At 57.1% G+C, this 23,719-nt stretch carries 30 protein-coding genes; 11 read left to right on the plus strand and 19 right to left on the minus strand.

Going from position 1 to position 23,719, the window contains the following annotated elements:
• Positions 1-45 precede the first annotated feature (45 nt).
• Positions 46-993, minus strand: coding sequence for a biotin--[acetyl-CoA-carboxylase] ligase (locus tag QNM96_RS18130; protein WP_283838113.1), 948 nt, complete (start codon positions 991-993; stop codon positions 46-48).
• A gap of 765 nt (positions 994-1,758) precedes the next feature.
• Between QNM96_RS18130 and QNM96_RS18135 the strand changes: the two genes are divergently transcribed.
• The 4 genes from QNM96_RS18135 (at position 1,759) to QNM96_RS18150 (ending at position 8,741) form a co-directional block, all read left to right on the plus strand.
• Positions 1,759-4,503: a hypothetical protein gene (locus QNM96_RS18135; protein WP_283838115.1), complete on the plus strand. Its 2,745-nt coding sequence runs from the start codon at positions 1,759-1,761 to the stop codon at positions 4,501-4,503.
• Positions 4,504-4,756: 253 nt separating this feature from the next.
• The gene (locus tag QNM96_RS18140) at positions 4,757-6,568 is read left to right on the plus strand and encodes an asparagine synthase-related protein (RefSeq protein WP_283838117.1); all 1,812 of its coding nucleotides are present in this window, start codon (positions 4,757-4,759) and stop codon (positions 6,566-6,568) included.
• A 500-nt stretch (positions 6,569-7,068) separates the two neighbouring features.
• Positions 7,069-7,254 (plus strand): hypothetical protein, encoded by a 186-nt coding sequence (locus QNM96_RS18145; RefSeq protein ID WP_283838118.1) that lies wholly within the window; start codon positions 7,069-7,071, stop codon positions 7,252-7,254.
• Positions 7,255-7,514: 260 nt separating this feature from the next.
• Positions 7,515-8,741 carry a site-specific integrase gene (locus tag QNM96_RS18150; protein WP_283838119.1) on the plus strand — a complete coding sequence of 409 codons (1,227 nt, stop codon included), beginning with the start codon at positions 7,515-7,517 and terminating at the stop codon, positions 8,739-8,741.
• A 2-nt stretch (positions 8,742-8,743) separates the two neighbouring features.
• Here the strand turns inward: QNM96_RS18150 and QNM96_RS18155 are convergent, their stop codons facing one another.
• The 9 genes from QNM96_RS18155 to QNM96_RS18195 all read right to left on the minus strand — a co-directional run bounded on the left by QNM96_RS18155 (position 8,744) and on the right by QNM96_RS18195 (position 13,233).
• Positions 8,744-8,899, minus strand: a complete 156-nt coding sequence (locus QNM96_RS18155) for a hypothetical protein (RefSeq protein ID WP_283838120.1) — start codon at positions 8,897-8,899, stop codon at positions 8,744-8,746.
• Complete coding sequence (locus QNM96_RS18160) at positions 8,896-9,210, minus strand: hypothetical protein (RefSeq protein WP_283838121.1); 315 nt, start codon at positions 9,208-9,210, stop codon at positions 8,896-8,898. The genes QNM96_RS18155 and QNM96_RS18160 overlap by 4 nt, the downstream gene beginning before the upstream one ends.
• Complete coding sequence (locus QNM96_RS18165) at positions 9,210-9,530, minus strand: hypothetical protein (protein ID WP_283838122.1); 321 nt, start codon at positions 9,528-9,530, stop codon at positions 9,210-9,212. The genes QNM96_RS18160 and QNM96_RS18165 overlap by 1 nt, the downstream gene beginning before the upstream one ends.
• The gene (locus tag QNM96_RS18170; RefSeq protein ID WP_283838123.1) at positions 9,527-10,231 is read right to left on the minus strand and encodes a hypothetical protein; all 705 of its coding nucleotides are present in this window, start codon (positions 10,229-10,231) and stop codon (positions 9,527-9,529) included. Before QNM96_RS18170 ends, QNM96_RS18165 begins: the two co-directional genes overlap by 4 nt.
• Complete coding sequence (locus QNM96_RS18175) at positions 10,224-10,442, minus strand: hypothetical protein (RefSeq protein ID WP_283838124.1); 219 nt, start codon at positions 10,440-10,442, stop codon at positions 10,224-10,226. Before QNM96_RS18175 ends, QNM96_RS18170 begins: the two co-directional genes overlap by 8 nt.
• A complete protein-coding gene (locus QNM96_RS18180) occupies positions 10,439-12,130 on the minus strand; it encodes a hypothetical protein (protein ID WP_283838125.1) in 1,692 nt (563 codons plus the stop codon). The genes QNM96_RS18175 and QNM96_RS18180 overlap by 4 nt, the downstream gene beginning before the upstream one ends.
• Complete coding sequence (locus QNM96_RS18185) at positions 12,127-12,549, minus strand: hypothetical protein (protein ID WP_283838126.1); 423 nt, start codon at positions 12,547-12,549, stop codon at positions 12,127-12,129. Before QNM96_RS18185 ends, QNM96_RS18180 begins: the two co-directional genes overlap by 4 nt.
• A complete protein-coding gene (locus QNM96_RS18190; protein ID WP_283838127.1) occupies positions 12,546-12,746 on the minus strand; it encodes a hypothetical protein in 201 nt (66 codons plus the stop codon). The genes QNM96_RS18185 and QNM96_RS18190 overlap by 4 nt, the downstream gene beginning before the upstream one ends.
• 307 nt (positions 12,747-13,053) lie before the next feature.
• Positions 13,054-13,233 (minus strand): hypothetical protein, encoded by a 180-nt coding sequence (locus tag QNM96_RS18195; protein ID WP_283838128.1) that lies wholly within the window; start codon positions 13,231-13,233, stop codon positions 13,054-13,056.
• Between the two features lie 107 nt (positions 13,234-13,340).
• On the opposite strand from QNM96_RS18195, the gene QNM96_RS18200 reads away from it, so the two are divergent.
• Entirely contained in the window at positions 13,341-13,526 is a 186-nt protein-coding gene (locus QNM96_RS18200) for a hypothetical protein (protein ID WP_283838129.1), read from the plus strand.
• A gap of 1 nt (position 13,527) precedes the next feature.
• Here the strand turns inward: QNM96_RS18200 and QNM96_RS18205 are convergent, their stop codons facing one another.
• Positions 13,528-14,496: an AAA family ATPase gene (locus QNM96_RS18205; RefSeq protein ID WP_283838130.1), complete on the minus strand. Its 969-nt coding sequence runs from the start codon at positions 14,494-14,496 to the stop codon at positions 13,528-13,530.
• Between the two features lie 360 nt (positions 14,497-14,856).
• Between QNM96_RS18205 and QNM96_RS18210 the strand changes: the two genes are divergently transcribed.
• A complete protein-coding gene (locus tag QNM96_RS18210) occupies positions 14,857-15,639 on the plus strand; it encodes a DUF6338 family protein (protein ID WP_283838131.1) in 783 nt (260 codons plus the stop codon).
• Positions 15,640-15,646: 7 nt separating this feature from the next.
• Here QNM96_RS18210 and QNM96_RS18215 read toward each other — a convergent pair whose 3' ends face one another.
• From QNM96_RS18215 to QNM96_RS18240, 6 genes are all read right to left on the minus strand, one after another.
• Positions 15,647-16,120: a PadR family transcriptional regulator gene (locus QNM96_RS18215; protein WP_283838132.1), complete on the minus strand. Its 474-nt coding sequence runs from the start codon at positions 16,118-16,120 to the stop codon at positions 15,647-15,649.
• A gap of 131 nt (positions 16,121-16,251) precedes the next feature.
• On the minus strand, positions 16,252-16,434 hold the full coding sequence (locus tag QNM96_RS18220) for a hypothetical protein (RefSeq protein ID WP_283838133.1): 183 nt from the start codon (positions 16,432-16,434) through the stop codon (positions 16,252-16,254).
• A complete protein-coding gene (locus QNM96_RS18225; protein ID WP_283838134.1) occupies positions 16,434-16,766 on the minus strand; it encodes an SWIM zinc finger family protein in 333 nt (110 codons plus the stop codon). Before QNM96_RS18225 ends, QNM96_RS18220 begins: the two co-directional genes overlap by 1 nt.
• A complete protein-coding gene (locus QNM96_RS18230) occupies positions 16,766-17,062 on the minus strand; it encodes a hypothetical protein (RefSeq protein WP_283838135.1) in 297 nt (98 codons plus the stop codon). Before QNM96_RS18230 ends, QNM96_RS18225 begins: the two co-directional genes overlap by 1 nt.
• The gene (locus QNM96_RS18235; protein WP_283838136.1) at positions 17,062-17,595 is read right to left on the minus strand and encodes a hypothetical protein; all 534 of its coding nucleotides are present in this window, start codon (positions 17,593-17,595) and stop codon (positions 17,062-17,064) included. The genes QNM96_RS18230 and QNM96_RS18235 overlap by 1 nt, the downstream gene beginning before the upstream one ends.
• A 1-nt stretch (position 17,596) precedes the next feature.
• Positions 17,597-17,788: a hypothetical protein gene (locus QNM96_RS18240; protein WP_283838137.1), complete on the minus strand. Its 192-nt coding sequence runs from the start codon at positions 17,786-17,788 to the stop codon at positions 17,597-17,599.
• 192 nt (positions 17,789-17,980) lie between these two features.
• On the opposite strand from QNM96_RS18240, the gene QNM96_RS18245 reads away from it, so the two are divergent.
• Both QNM96_RS18245 and QNM96_RS18250 read left to right on the plus strand, forming a co-directional pair.
• On the plus strand, positions 17,981-18,205 hold the full coding sequence (locus QNM96_RS18245) for a hypothetical protein (RefSeq protein WP_283838138.1): 225 nt from the start codon (positions 17,981-17,983) through the stop codon (positions 18,203-18,205).
• Positions 18,189-19,976: a DUF87 domain-containing protein gene (locus QNM96_RS18250; RefSeq protein WP_283838139.1), complete on the plus strand. Its 1,788-nt coding sequence runs from the start codon at positions 18,189-18,191 to the stop codon at positions 19,974-19,976. The genes QNM96_RS18245 and QNM96_RS18250 overlap by 17 nt, the downstream gene beginning before the upstream one ends.
• Before the next feature lie 6 nt (positions 19,977-19,982).
• On the opposite strand, the gene QNM96_RS18255 is transcribed toward QNM96_RS18250, so the two are convergent.
• Together QNM96_RS18255 and QNM96_RS18260 are read right to left on the minus strand one after the other, a co-directional pair.
• The gene (locus QNM96_RS18255) at positions 19,983-20,126 is read right to left on the minus strand and encodes a hypothetical protein (RefSeq protein ID WP_283838140.1); all 144 of its coding nucleotides are present in this window, start codon (positions 20,124-20,126) and stop codon (positions 19,983-19,985) included.
• Positions 20,127-20,697: 571 nt separating this feature from the next.
• Complete coding sequence (locus QNM96_RS18260) at positions 20,698-21,057, minus strand: hypothetical protein (RefSeq protein WP_283838141.1); 360 nt, start codon at positions 21,055-21,057, stop codon at positions 20,698-20,700.
• 443 nt (positions 21,058-21,500) lie between these two features.
• Here QNM96_RS18260 and QNM96_RS18265 point away from each other — a divergent pair, with 443 nt between their 5' ends.
• From QNM96_RS18265 to QNM96_RS18275, 3 genes are all read left to right on the plus strand, one after another.
• On the plus strand, positions 21,501-21,671 hold the full coding sequence (locus tag QNM96_RS18265) for a hypothetical protein (protein WP_283838143.1): 171 nt from the start codon (positions 21,501-21,503) through the stop codon (positions 21,669-21,671).
• A 49-nt stretch (positions 21,672-21,720) separates the two neighbouring features.
• Positions 21,721-22,050 carry a hypothetical protein gene (locus QNM96_RS18270; RefSeq protein WP_283838144.1) on the plus strand — a complete coding sequence of 110 codons (330 nt, stop codon included), beginning with the start codon at positions 21,721-21,723 and terminating at the stop codon, positions 22,048-22,050.
• Between the two features lie 409 nt (positions 22,051-22,459).
• The coding region (locus QNM96_RS18275) for a surface glycoprotein (protein ID WP_283838145.1) at positions 22,460-23,719 on the plus strand (1,260 nt) is incomplete at its 3' end.

Below are 23,719 nucleotides of genomic sequence, written 5' to 3' on the forward strand. Positions count from 1 at the left end.
CGCGCGTAGTTTCTCTCGGGGGAGCATGAATACCCGAAATCCGGTTTAGACCCTTCGCAAGTGTTCACAGTCACCTGCGGAAACGATTTGCTCTCCGTCGTCCGTCTCTACCACCAGCGATCCGGTCTCAGTGATGTCGACGGCGGTGCCGACGATTGCTTCGTTGGTTCTGTCGACTCGAACGCGCGTTCCAATCGTTAGCGCGTGATCCCGCCACGCATCGGCGACTTCCTCGAGGGAGTTTCGTTGGGCGTCGAACTCCTCGAGCAGCCGCTGGACGAACACGCGCCGGTCGACGTCGTCGGCCTCGGCTCGAATACTGGTTGCTTCCGGTGGCAGAGACGATGCGTCGATGTTCGCGTTTACGCCGATACCGACGACGACCCAGGCCACGCGGTCGGTTTCACCTTCCATCTCCGTGAGAATTCCCGCGAGTTTTCGGTAGGGCCGGTCGAGACTCTCGTCGTCGCTGGGGACGACGACATCGTTCGGCCACTTGATTCGGGCGTCGACGCCCGCTTCGCGAGCCGCTCGCGTTGTCGCAACTGCAGCAGCCAACGTGTACAACGGCGCTCGCATCGGGGAGATATCCGGCCGGCAGACGAGGCTCGTCCAGACGCCGCCACTCGGTGCGCTCCAGGTTCGCTCGAGCCGACCTCGTCCGCCGGTTTGCTCATCGGCGAGGACGGCCACGTCTGTGACGCCGTCGGTCGCGAGTTCGCGTGCGCGATCGTTCGTGTTCCCGATGGCGTCGTGATACTCGACGGAAAACGGTGCCTCGAGACCGTACTCGACGGCGGCCGCGTTGTACTCCGTGATCGCGTTGAGAACGTAGCCGTCCGACCCGCTTTCGATCTCGAAGCCCGCATCGCGTAGTTCGTCGATCTGCTTCCAGACCGCCGCCCGCGAAACATCGAGCGACTCCGCGAGCGCCGGTCCACCGACCGGCCCTTCGGATAGCGTCTCGAGAATCGCTCGTCTCGTCTCGTTCATACTCTCGAAAGCGGGGGACGCACACTTCAATTCGCCGGATACGTCTCCGAACGAGGTCCTCGGATCAGTGACGGCGTTTTACTCCGGAACTTGTTCTCGAGTGCGTCGCTGTCCAGCGTTAGTTCCTGAAAATCCGTACGAGTTCTTCGACTCGGTTTTCGCGAGTGCGTTATCCGAGCCTCGGCGTCGTACGTGGCTTCCGGGGGCTTTTACGGCCACGAGTCGGACGCGCCATCCCCTATCGGCGGTGGGCTCGGCTCGGACGACGGTGCGGGACGCCGGATCCAAACGTCCGTTCGCGCCGTCGTGTGCCTTCGCCGGAAACCTTCAGCGATGACCGTTCCGTCTGTGGTTTGTTTCGCCGGAAGCGGAGCATACGCCCCGTTTCGGACAGCTATCGGAGACCGCTTAATTCTTCCTTTCTTCTCCGACACCGTGGCACTGTAGGCTTCGATCAGTTGGAAGTTCGAACATCCGAGAACGACGTTCGCCCGAGGCGAAATCGATTCCCTGTTGTCGCTCTCGAGCGGTTTTTGGCACGATTTCGTGAGAGACAATCGACTCAACGGACTTGAAGGGGTGAACTGCTCCCCTTCAGGGGATTGTATCGATTCCGTTACTGAGCAACGTCAAATCTGCGTTCAGATCTGAAGTGTTAAAATTCTCTTGAAATGCATATTACTTTTCTGTTGCTCCACATCGTTTCGTCTTTGAAATAGTAGTACTATGATAGGACTTATTGCCTATGGAAATATATAATCTATCATGTCTGAAAAGACAAAACGTAACAGTAGCGGAGATGAAAAAGATCGCGGTTCAACCGCAGATACGTTCGGACGCCGCGACTATATGAAAGCCAGCGGCGTGGGTCTCGGCGCTTCGTTGCTCGGAATCAACTCCGGAATAACAGCAGCAACTACATCCGCTCGCACGACTCGCGTCCAATCCGATGACTACTACGACCTTACAGCCGACGTCCCGGACGACGCCTGGGACCTCTGGCAGGCAAAGCCCGACGTGCGCGAAGAATTCGAGACGGTGGACGCCTCGAATTACGACGGTCGAAACGGCGACCTCTCGAACCGTATCGAGGAGGCGGCCGATCAGAACGCGATCGTTGACCTCGGAAGCGGGACCTACGAGATGGAATCGACGGTTAGCGTCCACTCGGGAACTGTTGGCATTGTTGGCGACGGGGCGAGGATCTACTACGTCGGCGCAGACGACGGCGTCGAGTGGCTATTTGCTACAACGCCCGACTATCTGGTAATGGAGGGCGTCACGTTCGATATCTCTGAGGACCCGGGTAACGGGTTGAGCACAGACGTTGGTATCCTCAGCAGCAACGGTATTGGGTCGCGGGCGTGGCTCGAAGACGTCAGACTCGAGGGATCGAGACACCGCCAACAAATCATCGACGGCGAACTCGAGACGGTCGGCGGGTGGGGTACCTTTCTCGTACAGGCGGCCGACGGAGCGACTGCGTTTATCCATCGATGCGAATTCCCGGACGGCGGAACGTCGATGATGGGTGAGCATCCGGACGCAGACACTCACGACCACGCCTACGGTCCGAATGCAGACCCCGCACACGACGGGCTGAACGTCTGGAAGGAGTGTGTCGCCGAGGGCTTTCACTCCAATGCGTTTTACGTTCATAGCAATGACGAGGCGGGACGGAACGTCCTGTGGGACTGCACCGCGAGAAACAACGGACGTGGCAATATGCGGATCTCGCATAACGATCAGATCATCGGCGGCGTCACCGAAGTTACCGACAGACCGGACGGTGAGGAAACTCAGAACGGAACACCGTTCGTTGTCAACGCCGGCGATAACATGAGCGTGATCGGACTCGAAATCATTGCGGACGGTCCCGACTGGGGAAGCGAGGTGATCCAGATCCGAACCGAAGCGGACGAAATCGCCTTCGAAAAAACGGTCGTACACATCCGAGGTGGGTCCAACCGTCCGATTAGAACGGGAACCCCCGATGCAGATGTCGACGTAACGTTCGAGGACTGTTACATATTGGACGAGGGGTCCAACAACAACACGTTCTGGATCAGTTCCCGTTACGAAAACGATTCCGACGTCTATTTCGAAGACGACGTCCGCATCGCATCGGACAACGGAAACGAATTCAACATCGGATCCGTTGGCACGCTCCACCACGACGGTGATACGTACAGCGATACCACGGTTTCCGCCGCAGATCTCGGACTCGAGAGTCCAGTAGATGACAACGGAAATCTCCCGGCGTTCTCTTTCGAGTACGAAGACGACGAAAACGGTGACGACGAGACACCAGGGACCGTCATCGACAACTTCGAAGACGGGAACCTCGACAACTATTCGGTCGAAACCGAAGCGACCGTCACCCAGTCTGGCGCCTACCGCGGCGACTACGGCTTAGAACTCGACGGCGATAGCGGGTTCTCGGGTGCGGTTCGATCCGATACCGGATTGAATGCGTACCCGGGACGGAACGATCGGTGGGAGTTCTGGTGGAACACACAAACTCTCGAGGAGGCGTTCTACGCGTACTTTGGGACCCAATCCGACGACTATTCGGAAACGTTCCGACTGGGCGTCTCCTTCGATGATGCCGAATCCTCCCTCTGGTTCCAAGAGCGCGGAGCGGATGGCGATTCGTACCTCGGGAGTACCGACGTGCCCGTCGAGACGGCGACGTGGTATCGGCTGGTCGTCGACGGGACGGACGGCGACGATTGGACGATCTCGATCGACACCGGCGACGGGACGGAAACGATCGGGGAGGTCACAACCGATTCGACGCAGTACACGGGATACGAGCGGTCGAGTATCGCGTACTGGATCAGCGGTAACGATCGGATGTATTTTGACGAGATCACGATCCGCGAACAAAACGACGGCGACGACGGGGGGACAGGAGAACTCGTCGTCGATGACTTCGCAGAAAGCGGCCTGGACGAATGGCAGATCCCATCACAAACGGGGACCGTCGACGCTCACAGCGATAGTTACGACAACTCCTACGCGCTGCGGTGTTACGATGATGGACTCACTCGAGCGTTCGCAAACGAGGACAACAGCCCCTCGCTCGAGAACTTTCCACAGCCGGGCGACCTCTGGGAGTTCTACGTCCAGATTCATACCCCGGGCCTAACTCGCTTCCAGTTCGGTCGTCAGGGCTCCGAAGGTGGCGACGGCCACTATCGCGTCGAGTTGAGCTCGAGCGGGTTTCGGGTCGATCTCCACGACGGCAGTTCGAGCACGACCGTAGGAACCGGCGAATACGGGCTGAGTTACGACACCGGAACGTGGTACCGAGTGCGCCACTGGTGGCACCATCCCGATCAGGACGAAGACCACGTCTGTGAACTCTACGACACCGCTACGGAGGAAGCCGTCGCGACGGTTTCCGGAAACGACACGACCTGGGAAGACGGGGATATCGGCGTGTGGGCAAACGACGAGACCGACGTCTCGTTCGATCTCATTCGGATCCTCGACCGGACGCAGTAACGTCGTAACTTTCGAACAACTGGTTGGTTACGCGTCTGCCCCTTTCCGATCGAATCTCCGCCGAATTCGTCGGTAACTGTAAAGTTTTGTTCACTCGAGGTATACTCCTCTATCGATTCCAGTGGTTTCCCTCCTATTTTCTGTCGAAGAAGTAGTTGAAGCTAGCACGAAAGTAATCTTCACTAATCGGATACTGTACGTTGGCGCGTTTAACAGCTCTATAATAATCCCTGCCATCTCCCTTCGATGTCGTATGCCAGGCATTACTGTCGCCCGCGATCCACACGATCACGAGGCCGTCGACGATGCACTTCTTTCAGTCTGTTTCAACGACAGCTACGACTGTCACCACGTAACCGATGGCGACGAGCAGGTCGTCGCATACACCGGGTACGACGAATATCCAGTCGAAGTTTTTGAGACGGATGAATACACGATCGTTCTCGAGGGCCATCTTTACGGCACAGACGACGTTGCGGCGGCGGTAACGGAGGTTGCCGAGTTCGTCTCGGCGGATCGACAGTCGGAACTTTCCGAGTGGGTCGCTCAGCGAGACGGTGATTTTCTTCTGCTAATTGTCGATCAAACCGACGGGACGACGTGGGCGATAAACGATGCGTTCGGTCGACTGCCGACCTACCGTGCGACCGTCGGAGAGACGACGATACTCACCCGCGAACTCAAGATCGTTCGCGAACTGGCTCACCAATTCGGTGATGGACTCTCCGCCGATAGGGTTGCTCTCGGCCAGATGCTATTGTTCGGCTACCCGCTCGGCACGCGGACGCTGTTCGACGGCGTCGAGCAACTTCCGCCGGGTTCGGTCCTCGAGGTTGACTCGGGGACCGTCCGGTCGACGTACGAGTTCCGGTTCGACGAACACTCGAACGAGAATCACTCCGTCGACGAGAACGCCCGTCGCCTCCGGAACGAATTCATCGAAGCTTGCCAGAACCGCGCCCGTGCAACCGACAAAACGATCGTCTCGCTGAGCGGCGGCCTCGACTCGCGGGCGGTGATTGGCGGCTACACCCATACCGATACGGAACTGGTAGCAGCGACGTCAGCGCGGAAAAACGGCGGAAACGCGGCGGAAGTCGATGTCGCGAGGCAGGTCGCGAACGCGCTCGACGTTCCGTGGCAATCGTACGTTGCAGACAGAACCGACCAGCATCGGGAACAACTTCTCGAGATGAGTCAAGGGATGAACAATCTCGGGATGTCCCTCGGACTCAACTTCGCCGAACAGGTGTCGACGGACCACCCCGCCTGTACCTTCGTGACCGGCGACGGGGGAGACAAGGCGATGCCGGACCTCACCCCGTCGAAAGACGTCGAGTCCATGGACGAACTTGTCGAACTGGTCATCGACGGACAACACGTCTTTTCGCTCGAGGAGGTGACGGACATCGTCGATATCGAACGCACCAAACTCATCAGTTCGATCAGCAACAGACTGCTGTCCTATCCCGAATCGACGCTCGAGGGGAGATACGTTCACTTCCTCGTCCGAGAGCGCGGCATCAACTGGCTCAACCACGGCGAAGACCGAACGCGATACTACACCTGGTCGACGACGCCGTTTTACTCGCTTCCGTTCTTTACCGAGGCGATGGCCTGTCCCCCGGAACAAAAGGACGGAACCAAGCTCTACCGGGAGTTCCTCTCCCAACTCCACCCCGAGACGGTCGAGATCGACTACGTCGATTTCGGCGCGCCGATCGACTCGCTCACCTACCGTGTCAAGCGGTTCGGCTACGAGTGGCTCTCCGAACATCCCGCCCTCAAAGACCGCGTCTTCAACCTTCTGGGCCAGGGTGCAAGCGGAGCCGAGAGCCCTCCGGTCGCCCTCGCGGAGGCGACGGGCGATCCATCCGAACTTGAGGACCACTTTTCGAGCGAGGCGGTTCAGCGAATCACGTGGTCGAGCGGGGAGTACACCAGCACCCACCAGTACTTCCTCTTGACGCTCATCGCCGCCACCGCAGAGCAATCCGACGACTCGAGCGAGTCGCAATCCGGATCGGTTGACGACGAATCGGATCCCCTCTCGGTCTCCCAGTAGTTCGACGCTGTCGACGAACGACGAACCGTCTGCGCCGAATTGAGTACGTTTTTCACCCGTTCGCTACTCGAAACAGCCTCGCTGCTCGGCAGTGAGATTGATCGGATTCCTGAAAAATTAGAGAAAGGCTATGAACAGCAGGAAGACATTCAGCGCGATCGATCAGAGAGCGGGATGAGGAGTATTTACACTGCGATATGCCAGTAGTAGGCATGGCAGGCGAGCGTGTTCTTCGACGGCAAACTATACTTGCGGTATTGGGATAGCCACAACTAGCCTACCAAGCGTACGACCACGACGACCGTCGTCACCCGTATACACGGGAGGCCGAAGGCGTAACCATCACGTTCTATGACTGCTCGCGAATAACAGTCGCCGTCGACGACTACCCAGAACCCGAGGAAATCATCGTAGAGATTTCTTACCGTGATGGCCCGACGTCAGCGCCGGCGACCGATGATTTTGACGCCGCCGATCCGGACTATCCCCGCGAGTTCGACGTGAACTGTCCGTCGGTACTCGAGGAGATCAGTGCTATCAACGACACGTCGGCGGTCGTCCGAAACGTTCGCATCTATCGAGACGGTGAGCGGCTAGTCCGATGGTTGAACTCGCGTGAGGGTTGTATCGGACTCGAGGACGAGTCCGTCGGTCAGGAGGGTATCGAAGCGTACTGCGAGGACTGATATCGTGTGATTCAGTCGTCATATGGGCGTAGAGCGACATAATAGGTGATCGACCGGTTCTCCGGGCTCCGAACCACCGAGAGAGCAAGCTCTCTCGAGCCTTCGCTCACTCGTTTCACTCGTTCACGAAGACCACCGGGTTCTTCGCCTCCCCGGGCATTTTCCGGCGTGGTCACTCACTTCGTTCGTGACTTCTTGGGAAAATGCCCGGGGAGGGATCCTAACCCGACCTTTACATGCCCACTGAAATAGTATAAGTCATGACTGCGCATCCGGAACAGTCGATCAAACGACTCCGCGAGCGGATCGATGGCGTCGAGGAGATGAGCGAGGACGACGCTCAAGCACTCCTCCGAATGAGTAACCGCATCCGTATCCTCGGGGAGTCGAAGTACGGTCACTTCGCACACGAGAAGTACCTCATGCGAGCCGTCAAACTCGCTCAGGAAGTCGGTGGTCTCGCTGACGCACTCGAAGATCGCGACGCCGCTGAGAACCTCGTCGCCTGGATCAACACCGAGAAGTCCAACTCGGCCGAGACCAACAAGGATTACCGCGTCACCCTCCGGCAGTTCGGAAAGCTCGCTAGTGGAGACGACGTCGACGGTATCCCCGAGAGTCTCGAGTGGGTTCCCGGTGGATACCCCAGCAACTACGATCCCGCGCCCGATCCCGGAGACATGCTCCGCTGGGAAGAGGAAATCCTCCCGATGATCGACGCGTGCTCGAACCTTCGCGATCGCGCGCTCATCGCACTCGCCTGGGATCTCGGCCCGCGTCCGTACGAACTGTTCGACCTGACGCCCAAGCAGATCACTGACCACAAATACGGACTCCAGGTCACCGTCAACGGGAAGACTGGTCGGCGATCGCCCGTGTTGATCCCGTCGGTCCCCTACGTCCAGCGGTGGCTCGAGGTGCATCCAGGTGATCGAAACGACCCGCTGTTCTGTGCGCTCAACTCGGGTCGCGAGATCTCGAATAACCGAATCCGGGATGTTCTCAAAGAGAAGGCGCGAAAGGTCGATGTCGAACGGCCGGTCACTCCCTCGAGCTTCCGGAAGTCCTCGGCCTCGCATCTTGCATCGCAGGGCGTCTCCCAGGCCCACCTCGAGGACCATCACGGGTGGACACGAGGCTCCGATATCGCCTCGCGGTACATCAGCGTCTTCGGCGACGCGAACGACCGGGAGATCGCCCGCGCCCACGGTATCGACGTCGGCGAGGATGAACACGAAGATCTCGCTCCGATCCCTTGCCCCAGCTGTGATCGGGATAACCCGACAGATAGTGACGTTTGTGTGTGGTGCGGGCGCGCGCTCAGCCAACGCGCGTTGGATAAATCCGACGATGTCAACCGCCGATGGGTCGAGTCCGCCGGAGAGGCCAGTGGGGAGCAGGGCGACGTCTCCCTCGATGACGTCATGGAAGCCCGTGACCTCGTCGACGAGAACCCCGCGCTCAAACGACTTCTGTTCGGCAACTAACATCACTCCTCACCCCCGTCGACGATCTCGATGATGCGTTCGATGTCTTCCGAAATCGGAAGATCGGCGTTGGCGATTCGCTCGAGTAGCTCGCGGTTTTCTTCGACAGTCTCTGCTGCTTCGTCTGTTGGATCTGGGGTTGTGGAGGTCGTGCTCATAGGTCGCTCACCTGATTACGGATGTAGATACGCTCGGACCACGGCCGGTCCATCAGCTCGATGCACGTCGTGATCGCGCCCTGTCGGGCGAGAATGACGGTATCACTTCGACGGTGGTAACGCGCGACTGCGCCGAGGTGCGCGCTCGGGTAGTGAATCGGATCGGCCTCGCGCCACGCCTGGTCGACATCGATGTCGTCGATGAGCGCCCGATCGGGCCACCGGTCTTGGACGTGGTCAGGGATCTCGCCGACCGCATGCTCAGCCGCACGCCGGCGTTCGCGATCGGCGACATCCTCGGCGCTCGCCATCACGCGAACACCACCCCCTCGGCGAACAGGAGTGAGAGTAAGAGGGCTGCCGACACGATCGCGACCAGGAAGACTCCCTCGAGTGGGTTCAGCTGTGCTCGCCCGTCGACGAACTGCTCGAGCGTCGTAGGTGACCCGGTCTCGAGATCGGCATCGTCGGGGACGATCCCATCGGTGAATAGGTTCTGGACCTCGCTGTAGTCCGCCGGTGGCCGACCGACCATCTGCTCGAATTTGTTTTTGTGTTTCCGCGCGTGAGCAGGCCCGGCAAGCGGGCTCTCGAGTTCTTGCTCGCAGACGGAGCACTCGCGTTGGCTCATCGTCGCCCTCCTGGGATGTCCCGAACATCTCCATAGCAGTCGAGTGCGACCGTGATCGCTCGCGCCCGGCCTCTCGTGATGCCGAGGTCGTCGGCAACGTCTCCGAGTCCTTCGCGTTCGTCGGTCGCGACCCGGACGTCCGCGGCTGTCACGCCGTCCGGGAGCTCGATATCGGGTTCATCCTTTTCGCCGTCGACGGCGTCGGCAGTGATCTCGTCGCTCTCGTCCTGGACGTCGTCGCCGGTGCCCGCCGGCGCGTCGTCCGCGGCGTCCTCCTCGAGGTCGTGTGCCTCTGACTCTGACTCGTTGTCCTCGGTGGAGGTGCCGTTCTCGTCACTGTTGGTTTCGTGAACACCGTGGTCGGTCATCCGACGGTAGACTGCACCGTACCCGACCTCGAAGCGTTCGGCGGCGGCGCTGATATTGCCGTCGGCCTCCTTGTAGGCCAGCTCGAGATCCTCGGTGACGGTATGATCGAGAGTGTCCTTCTCGCCCTCGTCGGTCTCCTCGTGCTGATCGTCAGGTTCGGTGGTTGCACTGAAGTCCTCGAGATCGTCGTCGCGAACAGTGACTGTGAGCTGGCCCCGAAGTTCGTTCTCGTCGGCCTCGAGCAACCGAGCGCTATCAACATCGATCGGCGTCTCGCCGAATGCGTCGACGACATCGGCGAGGCGACGAAGCCCGTCGGCGGCTTCACTCATCGAAATCACCGTAGACGGGCTCGTCGAATTGTGCACCACAGCGGTTACAGTAGTGCGATGGCCCATCCGGACTGCCGGACGGTTTCCCTGTTTTCTTCCTGACCGCGAGTTGTCGACACTCGGGACAGCGTGGACGCTCCTTGTGTGGTGTCGTCGACGGTGCCTGACGGGCGTGCTTGAGGTCGAAGTCCTCGGGAACGATTTCGTTCACCGCCAGTCACCCCCTTTGGTTCCGGTGGAGCTCTCAAGTGCTGGCTGGTCAGTTCCCTCCTGCAGGTAGCGATCGAGAGCCTCTTTCGACCGGACGACCGGGTATACCCTTCCGATCGGCTTCACGCCGCCGCCAGGGACGATCGCGACCTGTCCACGAAGCAGAGTCACGTTCTCCGCGGTTGTGATCGGATCCTTGTATGCTGGCAGCGCCGATTCTTCTGGGAGTTCCTCTCGAGCGTGTTCCGGACAGTACGCGCCCATCGCTCCCTTTCCAGTGAACCACGTCCATTCGGCAGACTCGCCACACGAACATCGTTCAGTGCCGTTCACAACGTTACCGCCGTCGGTCGCGATCGCCCGCTCGAGGTCGACATCATGCATCTCCTTTCGCGCGTGGCGTTCCATCTCGTCAGAGACGTCGACGAGATCCGTGTCGCGGTAGGACCACGAGCAATCGTCGCAAGTGGCTTGGTGTTCGGGCCGACCGCCGTCGGCTCGAATCTGTTGGTTCTGGCAGTCGTGGCGGATTAGTTCGCCGAGTGTGCTGAAGGGTCTATCGCAGAGGTCGCACCAGTGGGAGTCACCGGATAGGAACGCCTCACGACCACCGTCAGTGACGATATCGACGTCGTCGTTTTCCCACCGAATCGACGTATTCGATGTCAGCGCAATCAATTCAAGTGAGCCTTCGGTCGTGACGATGTGACCCGGCCCGCGTTCACGGGCATCGGAAGCTGCCGGCTCTTTCGCGTCAAACGGTCCTGCGACGACGGCGGCACGCGACTCGTCAACAACGAAGTACTCGTCGTCCTGGTCGACACCACCGTCAGTAGCAACCCGTTTTTGGATCGTCTGACAGAACGGACAGCGTTCGTTCGTCTCGATTATGACGTGGTTTGCGGTTGACTCAGGGCACTGGTGGGCGACTCGACTAGGGTCGGTCTCGAGATCGCCCTGACAGTCGGGACAGCTCGTCATCGAGATCGTCCCGAGGGCGACCACTGTCTCATAGTCGCAGGGTTCGCACCCGAGAACGACGAGATCCTCGGGGTTGTGGCCGCCGTCGGCGACCACCTTGTGCTCGAGCCGCTCGCGAACGCGCTGGTGGACGTCATCCCGGCGATGCTCGAGGTCGTACTCGTCGACGACGTAGCTGATCGCGACGCGTTTCGAGTCGCCGGCGTCGATGAGCGTCGCGGCTTCGCGAACGGCGCGATCGACTTGCTCGGATTCGCGGGTGCCGCCGTCGGCGCGCAGTTCGCTAGCGCTGTCGGAACGCGTGTCGACGGGGTTGTTACCACGGTCGTGGGCGCGCTCGAGGACACTACGGAACTTTGCCTTCCGCGCTACCGGGATGTTCGAATCCCTCGGTGGTCGTTTGCACACCGATGGTGGGATGCCGTCGCGATCAACCGGCGTCCAGTTCTCGCTGTCGGCGCGGTAGCGGGTCTCGGCGCCGCTCTCGAGATCTCGAGTGACACCGAGCACGGCGATCGAGGCGGCGTCGGTCTCCTCTGACCACCCACGACGGATGGCGATCGTGTAGAATCGGCGCTCGTTGTCGCCCAGTTGCGGGTGCTCGTCGTCGGAGAACGTGCCTGCTTTGGCCCACTGGACCGGCCCCCACTCGAGGCCGGGACCGTCCATCTCGACCGGTTCGGGGTACCAGGAGTTGACCGATGTCATCGCCGCTCGCCTCCATCGATCTGTTCGGTGCCCTCAACCTCGGTGTAGACGGCCTCGAGGATTCGGTGGGCGTGTGCGAACGCCGTGCCTTTCTCGATGCCGTCGGCCATCCGATCGTACGCGACGATGTCGATGCGCTCGAGGCGCGGAAGGTGCGTCTGGTAGAGTGCGATGTAGGTGGCTTTGCGTTCCTTCCCGCTGACCTGGGCGGGCGGCTTCTCGAGCTCGCCCATGGCGACGATCTCGGCGAGGTCGCCTAGCGGGATCGGCTCGTCGGCACGTTCGAGTGCGTGCAGTGTGAGCCGCCGCCGTTCGTTGTCGACGATGAGCGATACGTCGTCGATCTTGAGTGGCGTCTCGGGCGTGCGGTCGGTCTCGGTGCCGAGCAGGCCGTCGACGAGCGTGCCGACAACGGTCACCGCCAATCACCAGCATTGACGGTCGCTTCAGCGCTTAGCCAGCGTTTGTCGGTGGGTGCGTCGGCGTCGGGGTCGACAAAATAGACGTCGCCGCTTCGGAGTTGGTGGACGTCGACGAACTGCTCGGGGTCGACGTTCTCGTGGTCGTGGGGTTCGGTGTCGGTACGTTCTTGTGCGTGTGTGGATTGAGTAGTCATTGTCCTACGTGTGTGGATTGAAGCTCGTGGGACTCGCGGACTACCGAGGGCGTCGTTGCTTGGTACGTTGGGACGTCCTCGGTAGTTGTCGCGTACGGTCGATTGTTCTGTTCGTGTCGATGACCTACAAAAGTGTTGTGCGCCATTTCCAAGCTGGTTACCAGTCGGTAAGAGCTGATTACCGGCGCGTCAACGGTCTTATCCGCTGGGTAACTAACCTCGGAACGGACGTACGTGTGCATGCTGTTAGGGTTTTGATCGGCGCGCTGGGACGCGCCGGTCTGCAGTTCAATTGGTAGTCTGTGCTCTACAGCGCGTTCGTCTCGACAGTGTATGATTCGGGAGGCTCCCATTCGCCACTGTCTTCAGCCTCAAAGCGCGCGACGAGGGCTTCGCGAACATATCGGCTTCTGTTCCCGTCCTCGCCGACACGACTTTCGAGGTCCTCCAACATTTCATCAGCCATTGTGAACGACGGTCGCGCCATGTTACTACCATACTAACCTATCGACATAATACTATCGGATGTTGTACTGTTAATGTGGTACCTATGAATGCTACATTCTTATGGTGTTGTGGTAGAATGGCACCACTATGGCCGAGCGCGATAAACAGATTTCCGCATACGTTACGGAAGAGGAGCAACAGAAAATCCGTGTAAAAGCGGCCAAAGAAGGATACTCTGGGATCTCAGGATGGTTGCGTGATTTGGCGCTCGACGAGCTTGAGGAGGACGAAGAGGGAAATCCGAAAACGCCAGCAGTGGCGACAGCTGACTAAATCAGGCCGTTACCGTCCCCATCTCAATATCTATCCAGGGTTTGATTTCCGGGTCCGTCGCCCAGAATCGGAGATCCGACGTGTTTCCTTTGCTATCGATGAGTCCGTAGTCATCCAGTTTTGAGAGATACCCCCGAATGCTTCGCCACCCGACCGGATCCCGGTCAAGCTGTCCGAAAATCTCCTCGCGTTGCTCGAAGTACACCTCTTTCAGCTCCGTGCTTTTTACGCCACCAGGGCCGTAGCCACGTACCAGTTCGTACGTGACTTTGTAGACTGGTGGAAGACTTCGAAGATTGCTCTCGCGAACGTTTCGCTTGGCTCGAGCAAACGAGTCGTCGATATCGCTTTCACCGATCCGATCGTGGCCGCGTTCCTCTGCGAGCTCAGCAGCCGACAACAGCGACATGATCGCGAACCGAGCCTCGCCCTCGGCTTCGGCGGCGATCCACTCGAGTTGTCCCGATCGGACTGAGCCTACCTCGAGTCCCCGTTTTGCTCGTGGTTCCAAAATATCAACGAGCTCGCTATCGTTGTACTTCCCGAAATGGACCTCGCCGTCTCCTCGGAATCGTTCGGCGAGATCGCCGGGAAGTCGGGAAAGCCACCCGTCGTTATCGTGCGTGATCGCGAGCACGGAGATCCCGCGGATCTGCAGAAGCTCCTCGAGCAACTCGAGGTTCGGAAGCGTGTCTGCTTCGTCCAGGACGAGCACATAGGGTTCGTCGACGATCTTCCGGAGCGTCCGAATGAGCTTTCTGGTCGGGGCGTTCGGTTGAATCGCAGTCGTCGTTCGATGGCAGTCGAGTGCTTCGTATATCACGCCGTACCCGGTTTTCCCAGCACACTCGATCGTCGCCGATCCGATGGATCGGCTTTGATTCAGCTGCCGGAGGAGGTAGGCGCTACTCGCTGTTTTTCCAACGCCGCTCGAACCGTAGATCAATGCATCTGCAGCTTCTTCCCCCACCAAAGCTGGCTTTAGCCGACGAGAAAGATGCTCCAGTTCTGTATCGCGATGAATGATGTCCGCGCGGTAGTCATCGCGAAATACCCACACATTTTGGATCATCGGTGATAGTTTCAAACGCTGATATAAAAGGCGTGTTGGGCACCATTTCCAAGCTCCCGCGACAGCTGATTGAATCGTTCAGTCCACCAGAACACTAATTATTTTCTATTTTCATCTACCCGGATATGTCCGGAGAACCCGTCAATTGGTATCTCAGCTGGTAAAGAAAGAACCACACTGGAAGGCATGTTTAAGTAGGACTATTTACTGATCAGACATCCTAGATACATATATAGCATGAATTTACACTGATAGACAATGGACATTCTATATTCTGCGTTTAGTTTAATCGCGGTTATATTACTTCTCGTGCCGGGGATAGTAGCCATCGAAGTATATTACCGAAAGGTAGGAATGCGAACTAATCTAAATCGTCTCCAACGGATAGTCTTCAGCATCTTTCTGAGTCTGTTATCGTTGGCTGTCTTATATCTATCCACTGGCATACACTTTGAGACAATTGAATCTTCAGCTGAATCATTGGCGAATTGGTTTGGTATACTCTCAGATGGTCAGTTACTCTCTTTAGCCCTCCCCGTGATTATAGCTTTCTACACCATACATTTCCTATTTACAATTGTCCTTGGGTACTTATTTGGAGTTTATAGGAATTCTCATACGTTCAATAACCAAGTCCTCGACCGTCGTCCCCCCTGGCATTATGCCTTCCAAGAGTCAAAGAGTGAGGAGATAGAAGTAATTCTTGAAGATGGATCGATAATCAGAGGCCAATTCAACGAAGCTGCTTGGGACAAACGCGACCACGATTTGTATATAGAAGAGCCAAAGGAAATAAAATACGCCTACGGCGATGGCGATGGGCATACAACATCTTTGGGCCGTAGCATGCTGATCAAGGAGCCAGCAATTTCGTATGTCGTGTTTACCGAAGAAGACCCGTATACAAACATCTCTCTTTCGTTTGGAAATCTGGTAGAGCAATATCGGGACCAAATATCCGACGAAATCAGAAATTCATACATCCAAAAAACGATGGTGGATTTCAGTAAGAACGAACCGGATTCCGAAGACGAAGATTGAAACCAGATCAGCTACCAGGAAGTTTTTCTAATATATTGTCGAGTTTGCTGTTGTTTGTGTAGTTTCTGTGGTTAGAGTATACATATTGCAAAAGACGGTCTAGAGGTATGTTATTGTATTCTGACTTGGTTTTTTCTACCTGTTCGAGCAGGTCTTCGAACTCTTCAGCATCATTGTTCTCCTGGATTTGTTCAATAATTCTCTCACCAAACCCAGTTAACGTGTAGATGTATGTTTCCTTTCCACTCCGGTTTGTCCGTATTGTCCGATCAATAATCCCGCGATTTTCCAACTCCTCAAGTGCTGCGTGAAGTTCCTTTGAGAACGGCCCAAAGTCATCAGACCGATACATGAATGTTTTCTCAACGTCGGTTTCTTTTTGCGAAAGGAATACTAATTTTTGAAAACGCGTAGCCCCCTCTACAGACTCCTTGCCATTGGCGTACAACATCGCAAGGGGTAATAGAATCTCTTGGGTCATTGTTGGCGTTCTAAGGATTATTTTTCCTACCTTAATCTTCTAGAGCACACCAATAAATGTTTACTCCTGGCTTTTGCCGGGTGGGAACGATCCAAGACCTAAAGACAGGTCTTGATCCTTCGTATCTACAACTAAAGCCTGCTGGCACACTCGAGATTGACTTCCTCGACCGGCTCGCGCCCTTCAGGAACCCACTTGTTGCCAGTCCACCGATACTCGATACGCATGTGACCACCATTGGCGAGCGGTTCAAACACTATCTTCCGTGCAATGTCGTCGATACCGGTCCACTGGACATCGAACGCGCCAGCCATCATCCCCACCTGATTTCACCGGAAGTGTGCTCTCCCAACTGCTCGTCGACGACGTCCCGATCGACGCCCTCGGGAATCGGCCGCCGGGACGTCGCGAACAGCGCGCGGTGGATGTGCTTGCAGGTTACGTTCCTGTATGTCGAATCCGGACACTCGCAGTTCGAGAGTCCCTCGAGGTCGACGAGGTACTCCGAGCCGCTTTCGGAGACGACCAGGAACAGGTCGTCAGCGCCGCGAACGCGCGGGTCGTCCTCGAGGACGGTGAGGTACTGCTCGAGAGCGCGCTGCTCGCGATCGCCGAGGTCAGCCTGTGGGAATTCGGCGACCGCCATCAAAAACCACCGTCGATGGTGTCGATGTCACGGTCATGGCGCTCGACGGTTTCCTCGAGGTCCTTGAGGCGTTCGTCGATCGCTTCGTGCGACTCGACAATGTGCTCGGCGATCGTCTCGTCGTCCTCTCCGAGTTCGTCGAGTTGTTCCTCGATATCGTCGAGTCGTTCGGCAAGCGTGCACGACGGACAGTCACGCTCGCGGTGAAACACCATGATTGTCCCGCACTGAACACAGTAGGAGAGCCCGTCCGGGAGGTCCGGGCTCGGCTCGTAGCCAGGGCCGTTGAACGGCATCACTCGCTCACCTCCTGGTCGCCGTCGCGATCGTGAACTCGAGCAGTGACTTCGAGCCTCGAGCGCGGGAACGCGTACCCCTGCAGTGGTCCAAGATCGGTGCTCGTCCGCTCTGCGTACTTGATGACGACGACGTCATCGTCAGCTGGGTACTCGGGGTTGCACTCCGCGACTGTCTTCCCGCCCCGGGCGTCGACCTCGTTGGCCGGCTCGAGGGGCGTTCGAACGACGACCATCGTCTTGTCGCTGTCGTCCTCGCGATCCTCGACGTGATCGCCGACGTCGACGGGGCCGAGATCGAGTTCGGCTTCTGCAGCCTCTTTCATTTCCTGGGTTCGCCGCGCGTGAAGGTTGTCGTCGTCTCGGGTCTCATCCTCGCGGAGTTCGGCGTGATCCGACTCGCCGCCATCACACCGCACTTCCGGTGCAGTCGTCGCCTTCGCACGTTCGATTTCGAGTGCCTCCGCGTGGAACTCGTCTTCTAGGCGCGGTTCGGCGTCCTCCTCGCGAACGTCTTTCGAGGTAATCGCCATTTCAGATCGCCTCCGCGACTGCGTTCTCGAGGGCGTCGGTCGCGAACTGCCGTGCAACGTGAAAAACGTCGAAATCTGGGAGTTCATCGGCCATTGCCGTGTGCTCGCCAGCGACCGCACTTAGGTCGACTTGGGTGGTTTCCGTTTCCGATTCGTCCGTAACCGTCTTTTGTGGGGTTGTCGTAGTTGACATTGCCTTATCCAGGCACGGGGTCAGTGTCTCAGCACTGGCCTCAGATTTTCCGAGGCATCCCGTGCTCAGTTACTACTTTGCACTGGTGCATATTAAGTGTTTTGCAGTAGCGCAAACGTATGCATAGGCGCAAAGTTTTAGACAGTTGAGGAAGAAGGTTCATTTGCAATGGCGCAAAATCAAACACCCAGAATGGGACGGTACCGTGCGATCATGACGGACACGGACCGCGAGTATATCTCGGGCGAGGGCGACGCATCGGAGTCGCAGCGGATGCAATCTGTCTCGCGTGTACGCTCGCGGATCAATGATGAGTTGACGAGCGACATCGAAATTCTCGAGGAACACCATCCGGAATTGCTCGAAGAACTGCGCGATGTCGTCTGTGAAGGTGATCCCGATGAGCACGGCGACTAAACCTGACGGCGGTCACGACCAGGACCAGACTGTCTCCGTCGGCGAAACCACTGCCGGAGAAGCCTACGAACTCCCCGTTGAGGACATCCTCACGGGCCGGCTGTTCGCGACCGGCAAGTCCGGCGCTGGGAAGTCGAACACCGGGTCCGTCGTCGCTGAGGAACTCCTCGAGCGCGGGCATCCACTCCTGATCGTCGACGTCGACGGCGAGTACTGGGGACTCAAGGAAACATACGAAGTCCTCCACGTAGGCGCGACCGAAGAGTGCGATCTCCAGGTGACCGCCGATCACGCCGAGAAGCTCGCCGAGCTCGCCCTCGAGCAACACGTCCCGATCGTGCTCGATGTCTCGGGTTACGTCGACGGCGACGACGCCGACGCCCTAGTCCGCGAAACTGCTCGTGAGCTCTTCGCGAAAGAGCAGCAGGCGATGCAACCGTTCCTGCTTCTCGTCGAGGAGATTCACGAGTACATCCCCCAACAAGGATCGGCTGGCGACGTTGGGGACGTTCTCACGCGCATCGCGAAGCGTGGTCGCAAGCGCGGCCTCGGGATCGCCGGCTTCAGCCAGCGCCCCGCCGACGTCGACAAGGCGTTCATCACCCAGGCGGACTGTCTCGTCTGGCATCGACTCACCTGGGGGAACGACGTCGACGTCGTCCGGGACGTGATCGGTTCCGACCACGCCGACGCTGTCTCAAGTCTCGAGGATGGCGAGGCGTTCGTGCAAGCCGATTGGGATGAAAAAGACGTCGAGCAGGTTCAGTTCCGTCGGAAGCGGACCTTCGATGCCGGCGCGACACCTGGGCTCGACGACATCGACCGGCCTGAACTCAAGTCGATCGACGGGGATATCGTCGACGAGCTCGCGGAGATCTCCGACGCCGCCGACCAGCGTCGCGACGAGGTCGCCCGCCTTGAGCAACGCCTCGATGAGAAAGACGAGCGCATCGAGGAGCTGAAACAGGAGCGTGATCAGGCCCAGGACGTCAGCAACGCCGCGACCCAGCTAGCCGAGGCACTCTCGGGCGGGGACAGCGACGATGTCGGCGTTCCGGAGGACTTCGAAGACCAACTCGAGAGCAAAAACGAGACGATCGCCAAGCTTCGCGATCGCGTCGACACCCTCGAGGACGAACTGGAAGATATCCAGGACGAACGCGACGACCTCGCGACCGAGGTCGAACGACTCCGGGGGATCGAAGATCGCGTCGACGAAGCCGAACGTATCGAGGACCGGATGAACGAAATCGAAGTGTGGTTCGCGAGCGCTCCGGACGGGTTGCGGTCGACTGACGAGAAAGCGCAGGAACTGTTCGCGACGATCGGCGACCAGGACGACGTCGGCGACGAGGTTGCGGCGCTTCGGGATCGTCTCGAGGACGCACAAGAAACGATCGAACAACTTCAAGCCGAAAAGGAACGCCTCGAGGAGAGTGGCGGCAACACGGAGGATGATCTTGGGGATCTCGTCCAGCACGACGCTGTCCAAAGCGCCGTCGACGTCGCGAAGGACAACTGCGATCGTTCCGGTGAGCACGTTGATCGGGTGTTGGCTGTCCTCGCGAGCTCCGATGGCGGGCCGTTATCGGTGGGTGAGATCGAACCACTAACCGAAGGATCGGACACGACGGTTCGGCAAGCGTGCAAGGCGCTGTTCGAGGCTGGCGTCGTTCGACGAGAGAACGATGGACGGGCGCACGCCTACGCGCTCGACGAGGACTTTCTCGAGCGCCGAATAGAAGTCGCAGAACAGCAAGCCGGCGATTAGGTTCTTTTACAGGAAGAGGATCCCAAGGATAATTACTAAAATAGACACAACACCTAACGCCAGAAGGGCCGCAAGCCACTCTATACCCGAACGATCCCAGTCATTGTTTTCTGAAACGAATTTCCCATCTGAATCTCTCTTAGATGTCATACATGCCGAATATCGTGGTGGCTATTAAATTATGTGTAGACTCAGGTACGAACACCTGCGGGAAGTGTCTCAGACCGGATTTTGTCATACAGCACAGGGATCACAAGTTCTGTTATAATTGGGTGTTATGTAGTATAGGCGAAAACGAACTACATCATCACGTTTTATGAGGAATGCATGAATACCAGACTTTCGTCACAGTAATCGTGACCGCGTTTGACGGGTTCACGCGAAAAAACTGACCTGTCGTGATGCCATCACCGGGCATCTATATACGACCTTCGCACGCGGCGGAATCGGTTTAGCGTTCGTGGGTGCAAATGGCGTTAGGGTCGCCATTGCTCTCGCGATAACCGCATGGATGCTTGCGATGGTCGCCTGGACAGGCGAATTGTACGTAGATTACCGCCAGAGCGGGTAACGCTCTTGGTGGCACCTTCTCCACATGCCACATTGTGTGATATGTGGTACGGGTTTGTCTATGCTATAGAGTCCTATTAAATCTTTACGCACGGCTAATGGCACAGATAGTGGTTGTTATCGTATCTAAATCAGACCTAATACGGGACTTTCAATCATCTTTCCAATCAATAGATCGATCTCCGTTCCGCCACTCGTAATGCACCCACTCGAGTTCGTCGCGATGGTGCTCGAGCCACTCCGTCGGATCGTCGGTCGCGCAGAGAACCTCATCCCACGCAGTGTGGCCCGAATCCAACACTCGATACGAGACGATCTCCCCTAACCCGTGGTACGAGCTCCGGAAGACGATCGCCTCGCGACCGCGGTCTCGAAGCGCTAGGAACTCGCCACTGACGAACCCCTTCTGCAGTCGGCGGACGATACTCGAGACGTCGTGATCGCGAAGCCGAAGGTACAACTCTGAGAGTTCGTGTTTGAGCACGAGCGGTTCGCGTTCGGCTTCTCGCATACCCAACGCCTCCGCTCGAACCCGCAAAGTCGTATCCAGGCCGCTTCCGACAGTTCCGATTTTAGCAGGCCGCTCGACTCACCGCTCGAAATCACCCGGTAGTTCATATAGGAGATCGTGGTAATTCCACTCACGCCAGGATTGTGGGCTTCCCCCCAGCCTGCTAATCCCCACCTGGCGTTCTACCCTTCCTTTCCCCCTCGAGGTCACGACACCCATTTCCACTCCAAATTAGTATATCAAACTGGCAACAAGATTGATGTGTGCATGCTCCAACATCTACTCGCGAACGGGAGGAATGGGGGGAATCTGTTGTTGCCAACAGATCGATTAACACACCAAAAATCGCCAGTCCTTCCCGACGCATTTTCAGAGGCACGCTCCACTCGACGCCGTCCTTTTTGTGCGACGGTTTAAATACGAAACCGCGGCCAGACACCCCGATGTCCGCAGATAGAGACGACGATCTCCTGATCGCGGTGGCACTGACTCGATTCTCTGTCCAGTTCGAAGACGTCGATCCCGAGCTCGCCGAGCACGCCTGGCAGTTGGCGGCGGATCGGTTGCTCGAGTACGACGTCGGGCCCGAGGAGGCCGTGAACGATCTTTTATAACACGGCCAATATCTCTTTCTGGCTCGTCTAACAATGACCGAATACGAATATGGCGGAGTATATAACAGATGTACGCTTTGGGTTTCGAGATTTTCTTCTCGGCTTCGCAGGTGGATATGCCGCAACATATGCATGGGATACAGAAAGTACAATACTTTCTGGCATATATCTCGGCTCGCTCTACATTTTCTGTATGGTTACTCTCAAAATATACTCAAAAATGGCGAAGAAAATTCCAAAGTATGTGCGCAGGGTGAAGAAGGGACTTTCTTCGGAGGATAATGACGAACCCTCGAACAAAGTGTACAACACTCAAAGAATTCAAGGAGACTCCTCACGCAAATCAAAGCCATCTACACGATACCGTTTTAACGATTAGCACCTCGAGAAACCACACCGCACTGAGAAAAACAAGCCCTACCCGGTTTTTGCCAGTGCGAGGGTGGTGAATCTCAACCCACTGCGGGGTGAGACAGGGTGCAGTACCCTTACCCACGCCTCGGGTCCCCAAATTATTAACAGTTCTGATTGACTGACATTCCAGGGCTGTTGCAGTTTTGAATAAGTTATGTGCCCGATAGAGGCCCTGTATATCGCTTTTTGCAGTCTGTGAAACAGTCAGTGAAACTAATTTATCGATTCACAAGACTTATGCCGAATACTGAAAGAGTTGCGATCACCCCTATCCCGGGCGGCCTGTAGGAACTTGAGGAGATGTTGGACGACGGTCACGGTCGCCTCCAGAATCGTACGCGAACTAACCGAAAGCAGACAACATAACATAATAAATGAGTACACGAAACGAAAATTCATATCGCGAGAAGGGACGCGCACTGTTCCTTGCCGTGATGATGGTTCTGTCTGTCGTAGCTATGTCCGCAGCGTTTGCGGGAGCAGCAGCTGCTACAAATGCCTACGACGAAGACGGCCCATCGTATGATGGTGACGACAGTGCTGGCGGAATTGACGACGTATGGATCGGTCAAGAAATAGAGTTCACGAACGTGAACGCTGACGGAATTGAGATTTACCAGGGACTCAATGAAGATGGTACAGATGAGTCCCCGGTCACCACTCTCCGCGTCAGCGGAGATGAGGCAACACTCGATTCTGAGGAACTTGAAGAAGGAGAACCGTATTCGATCGTCAGTGACGGTTCTGACGATTGGCACGAGACAAGCTTCTGGGCACTATCCGAGGAACTTGACGTTGACTTCGATAGAAACAGTGTCTATGAAGAGGATGACGTCACTGTTGAGTTTGAGTCCGAGCGAACCACACAGTTCGTGAACGTCTCGGCGAATGATCTTGACGAGGAGGATCTTGAACTCCTCTTCGATGATGGTGACGACGCAATTGACGAAATCCACACCGCATCCGAGAACGAGGATGTCGTTGCCCTCGAAGTTGACCTCGCTGATGAAGATGATGTCGAATTCGATGCTAATTTCGGAAACACTGACATCGAGGCAGGCGAGTACGACTTTGAGTTCAACGTCACTGACTCTCTCAGCGTCGACAATGTAACGATCGAAGTGACTGATGACGACGATGACATTGAATTCGTCGATGTTGCTAGCGTTGAAGAAGGTGAGATCGGTAACATCACCGTTGACGTTGGAAATGCTGACGAAGCTGCGTTCTCCTTCGGTGACCTTGACGAGAACCACGTTGTGAACATGACCCTCGACATCGATGAAGACGAGGTTGTCTTTGAACACAACACGTTCGAAGCAGGTGCAGAAACTGCTGGTGGTAGTAACGAGGCTTCCGGTAGCGGAGAACCAGCAGGATGGACCGTCCACAATGCAACTGTTGATGACTACCACATCTACAGCGAACTTGATGATGGTGACACCCTGCCTGCAGAAACCTGGGATCTCGAAATCGGTGAAGACACGACCACCGATGGTCTCTTTGAAGAAGACTTCATCGACGAAAGCCACGACCGTGACCTGTTCACGATCGGTGACCGTTCAGCACCAGCTGACGCAGTAACGCAGACTGCGCCACACGACGATGATGTTGAAGACCTCGACGACTATGAT

This window comes from Halostagnicola sp. A-GB9-2 (assembly GCF_030068615.1).
GTDB lineage: Archaea > Halobacteriota > Halobacteria > Halobacteriales > Natrialbaceae > Halostagnicola.

Coding starts and splice junctions, on each gene's coding strand:
- QNM96_RS18150 (WP_283838119.1), top strand. CDS start 7,515: ATGACTGCGCATCCGGAACAGTCGATCAAACGACTCCGCGAGCGGATC.
- QNM96_RS18230 (WP_283838135.1), bottom strand. CDS start 17,062: ATGCCGTTCAACGGCCCTGGCTACGAGCCGAGCCCGGACCTCCCGGAC.
- QNM96_RS18190 (WP_283838127.1), bottom strand. CDS start 12,746: ATGACTACTCAATCCACACACGCACAAGAACGTACCGACACCGAACCC.
- QNM96_RS18260 (WP_283838141.1), bottom strand. CDS start 21,057: ATGCGAGAAGCCGAACGCGAACCGCTCGTGCTCAAACACGAACTCTCA.
- QNM96_RS18180 (WP_283838125.1), bottom strand. CDS start 12,130: ATGACATCGGTCAACTCCTGGTACCCCGAACCGGTCGAGATGGACGGT.
- QNM96_RS18130 (WP_283838113.1), bottom strand. CDS start 993: ATGAACGAGACGAGACGAGCGATTCTCGAGACGCTATCCGAAGGGCCG.
- QNM96_RS18245 (WP_283838138.1), top strand. CDS start 17,981: ATGGGACGGTACCGTGCGATCATGACGGACACGGACCGCGAGTATATC.
- QNM96_RS18225 (WP_283838134.1), bottom strand. CDS start 16,766: ATGGCGGTCGCCGAATTCCCACAGGCTGACCTCGGCGATCGCGAGCAG.
- QNM96_RS18160 (WP_283838121.1), bottom strand. CDS start 9,210: ATGGCGAGCGCCGAGGATGTCGCCGATCGCGAACGCCGGCGTGCGGCT.
- QNM96_RS18195 (WP_283838128.1), bottom strand. CDS start 13,233: ATGGCGCGACCGTCGTTCACAATGGCTGATGAAATGTTGGAGGACCTC.
- QNM96_RS18140 (WP_283838117.1), top strand. CDS start 4,757: ATGCCAGGCATTACTGTCGCCCGCGATCCACACGATCACGAGGCCGTC.
- QNM96_RS18170 (WP_283838123.1), bottom strand. CDS start 10,231: ATGAGTGAAGCCGCCGACGGGCTTCGTCGCCTCGCCGATGTCGTCGAC.
- QNM96_RS18135 (WP_283838115.1), top strand. CDS start 1,759: ATGTCTGAAAAGACAAAACGTAACAGTAGCGGAGATGAAAAAGATCGC.
- QNM96_RS18250 (WP_283838139.1), top strand. CDS start 18,189: ATGAGCACGGCGACTAAACCTGACGGCGGTCACGACCAGGACCAGACT.
- QNM96_RS18235 (WP_283838136.1), bottom strand. CDS start 17,595: ATGGCGATTACCTCGAAAGACGTTCGCGAGGAGGACGCCGAACCGCGC.
- QNM96_RS18265 (WP_283838143.1), top strand. CDS start 21,501: ATGTCCGCAGATAGAGACGACGATCTCCTGATCGCGGTGGCACTGACT.
- QNM96_RS18155 (WP_283838120.1), bottom strand. CDS start 8,899: ATGAGCACGACCTCCACAACCCCAGATCCAACAGACGAAGCAGCAGAG.
- QNM96_RS18210 (WP_283838131.1), top strand. CDS start 14,857: ATGGACATTCTATATTCTGCGTTTAGTTTAATCGCGGTTATATTACTT.
- QNM96_RS18200 (WP_283838129.1), top strand. CDS start 13,341: ATGGCCGAGCGCGATAAACAGATTTCCGCATACGTTACGGAAGAGGAG.
- QNM96_RS18220 (WP_283838133.1), bottom strand. CDS start 16,434: ATGGCTGGCGCGTTCGATGTCCAGTGGACCGGTATCGACGACATTGCA.
- QNM96_RS18215 (WP_283838132.1), bottom strand. CDS start 16,120: ATGACCCAAGAGATTCTATTACCCCTTGCGATGTTGTACGCCAATGGC.
- QNM96_RS18270 (WP_283838144.1), top strand. CDS start 21,721: ATGGCGGAGTATATAACAGATGTACGCTTTGGGTTTCGAGATTTTCTT.
- QNM96_RS18165 (WP_283838122.1), bottom strand. CDS start 9,530: ATGAGCCAACGCGAGTGCTCCGTCTGCGAGCAAGAACTCGAGAGCCCG.
- QNM96_RS18240 (WP_283838137.1), bottom strand. CDS start 17,788: ATGTCAACTACGACAACCCCACAAAAGACGGTTACGGACGAATCGGAA.
- QNM96_RS18255 (WP_283838140.1), bottom strand. CDS start 20,126: ATGACATCTAAGAGAGATTCAGATGGGAAATTCGTTTCAGAAAACAAT.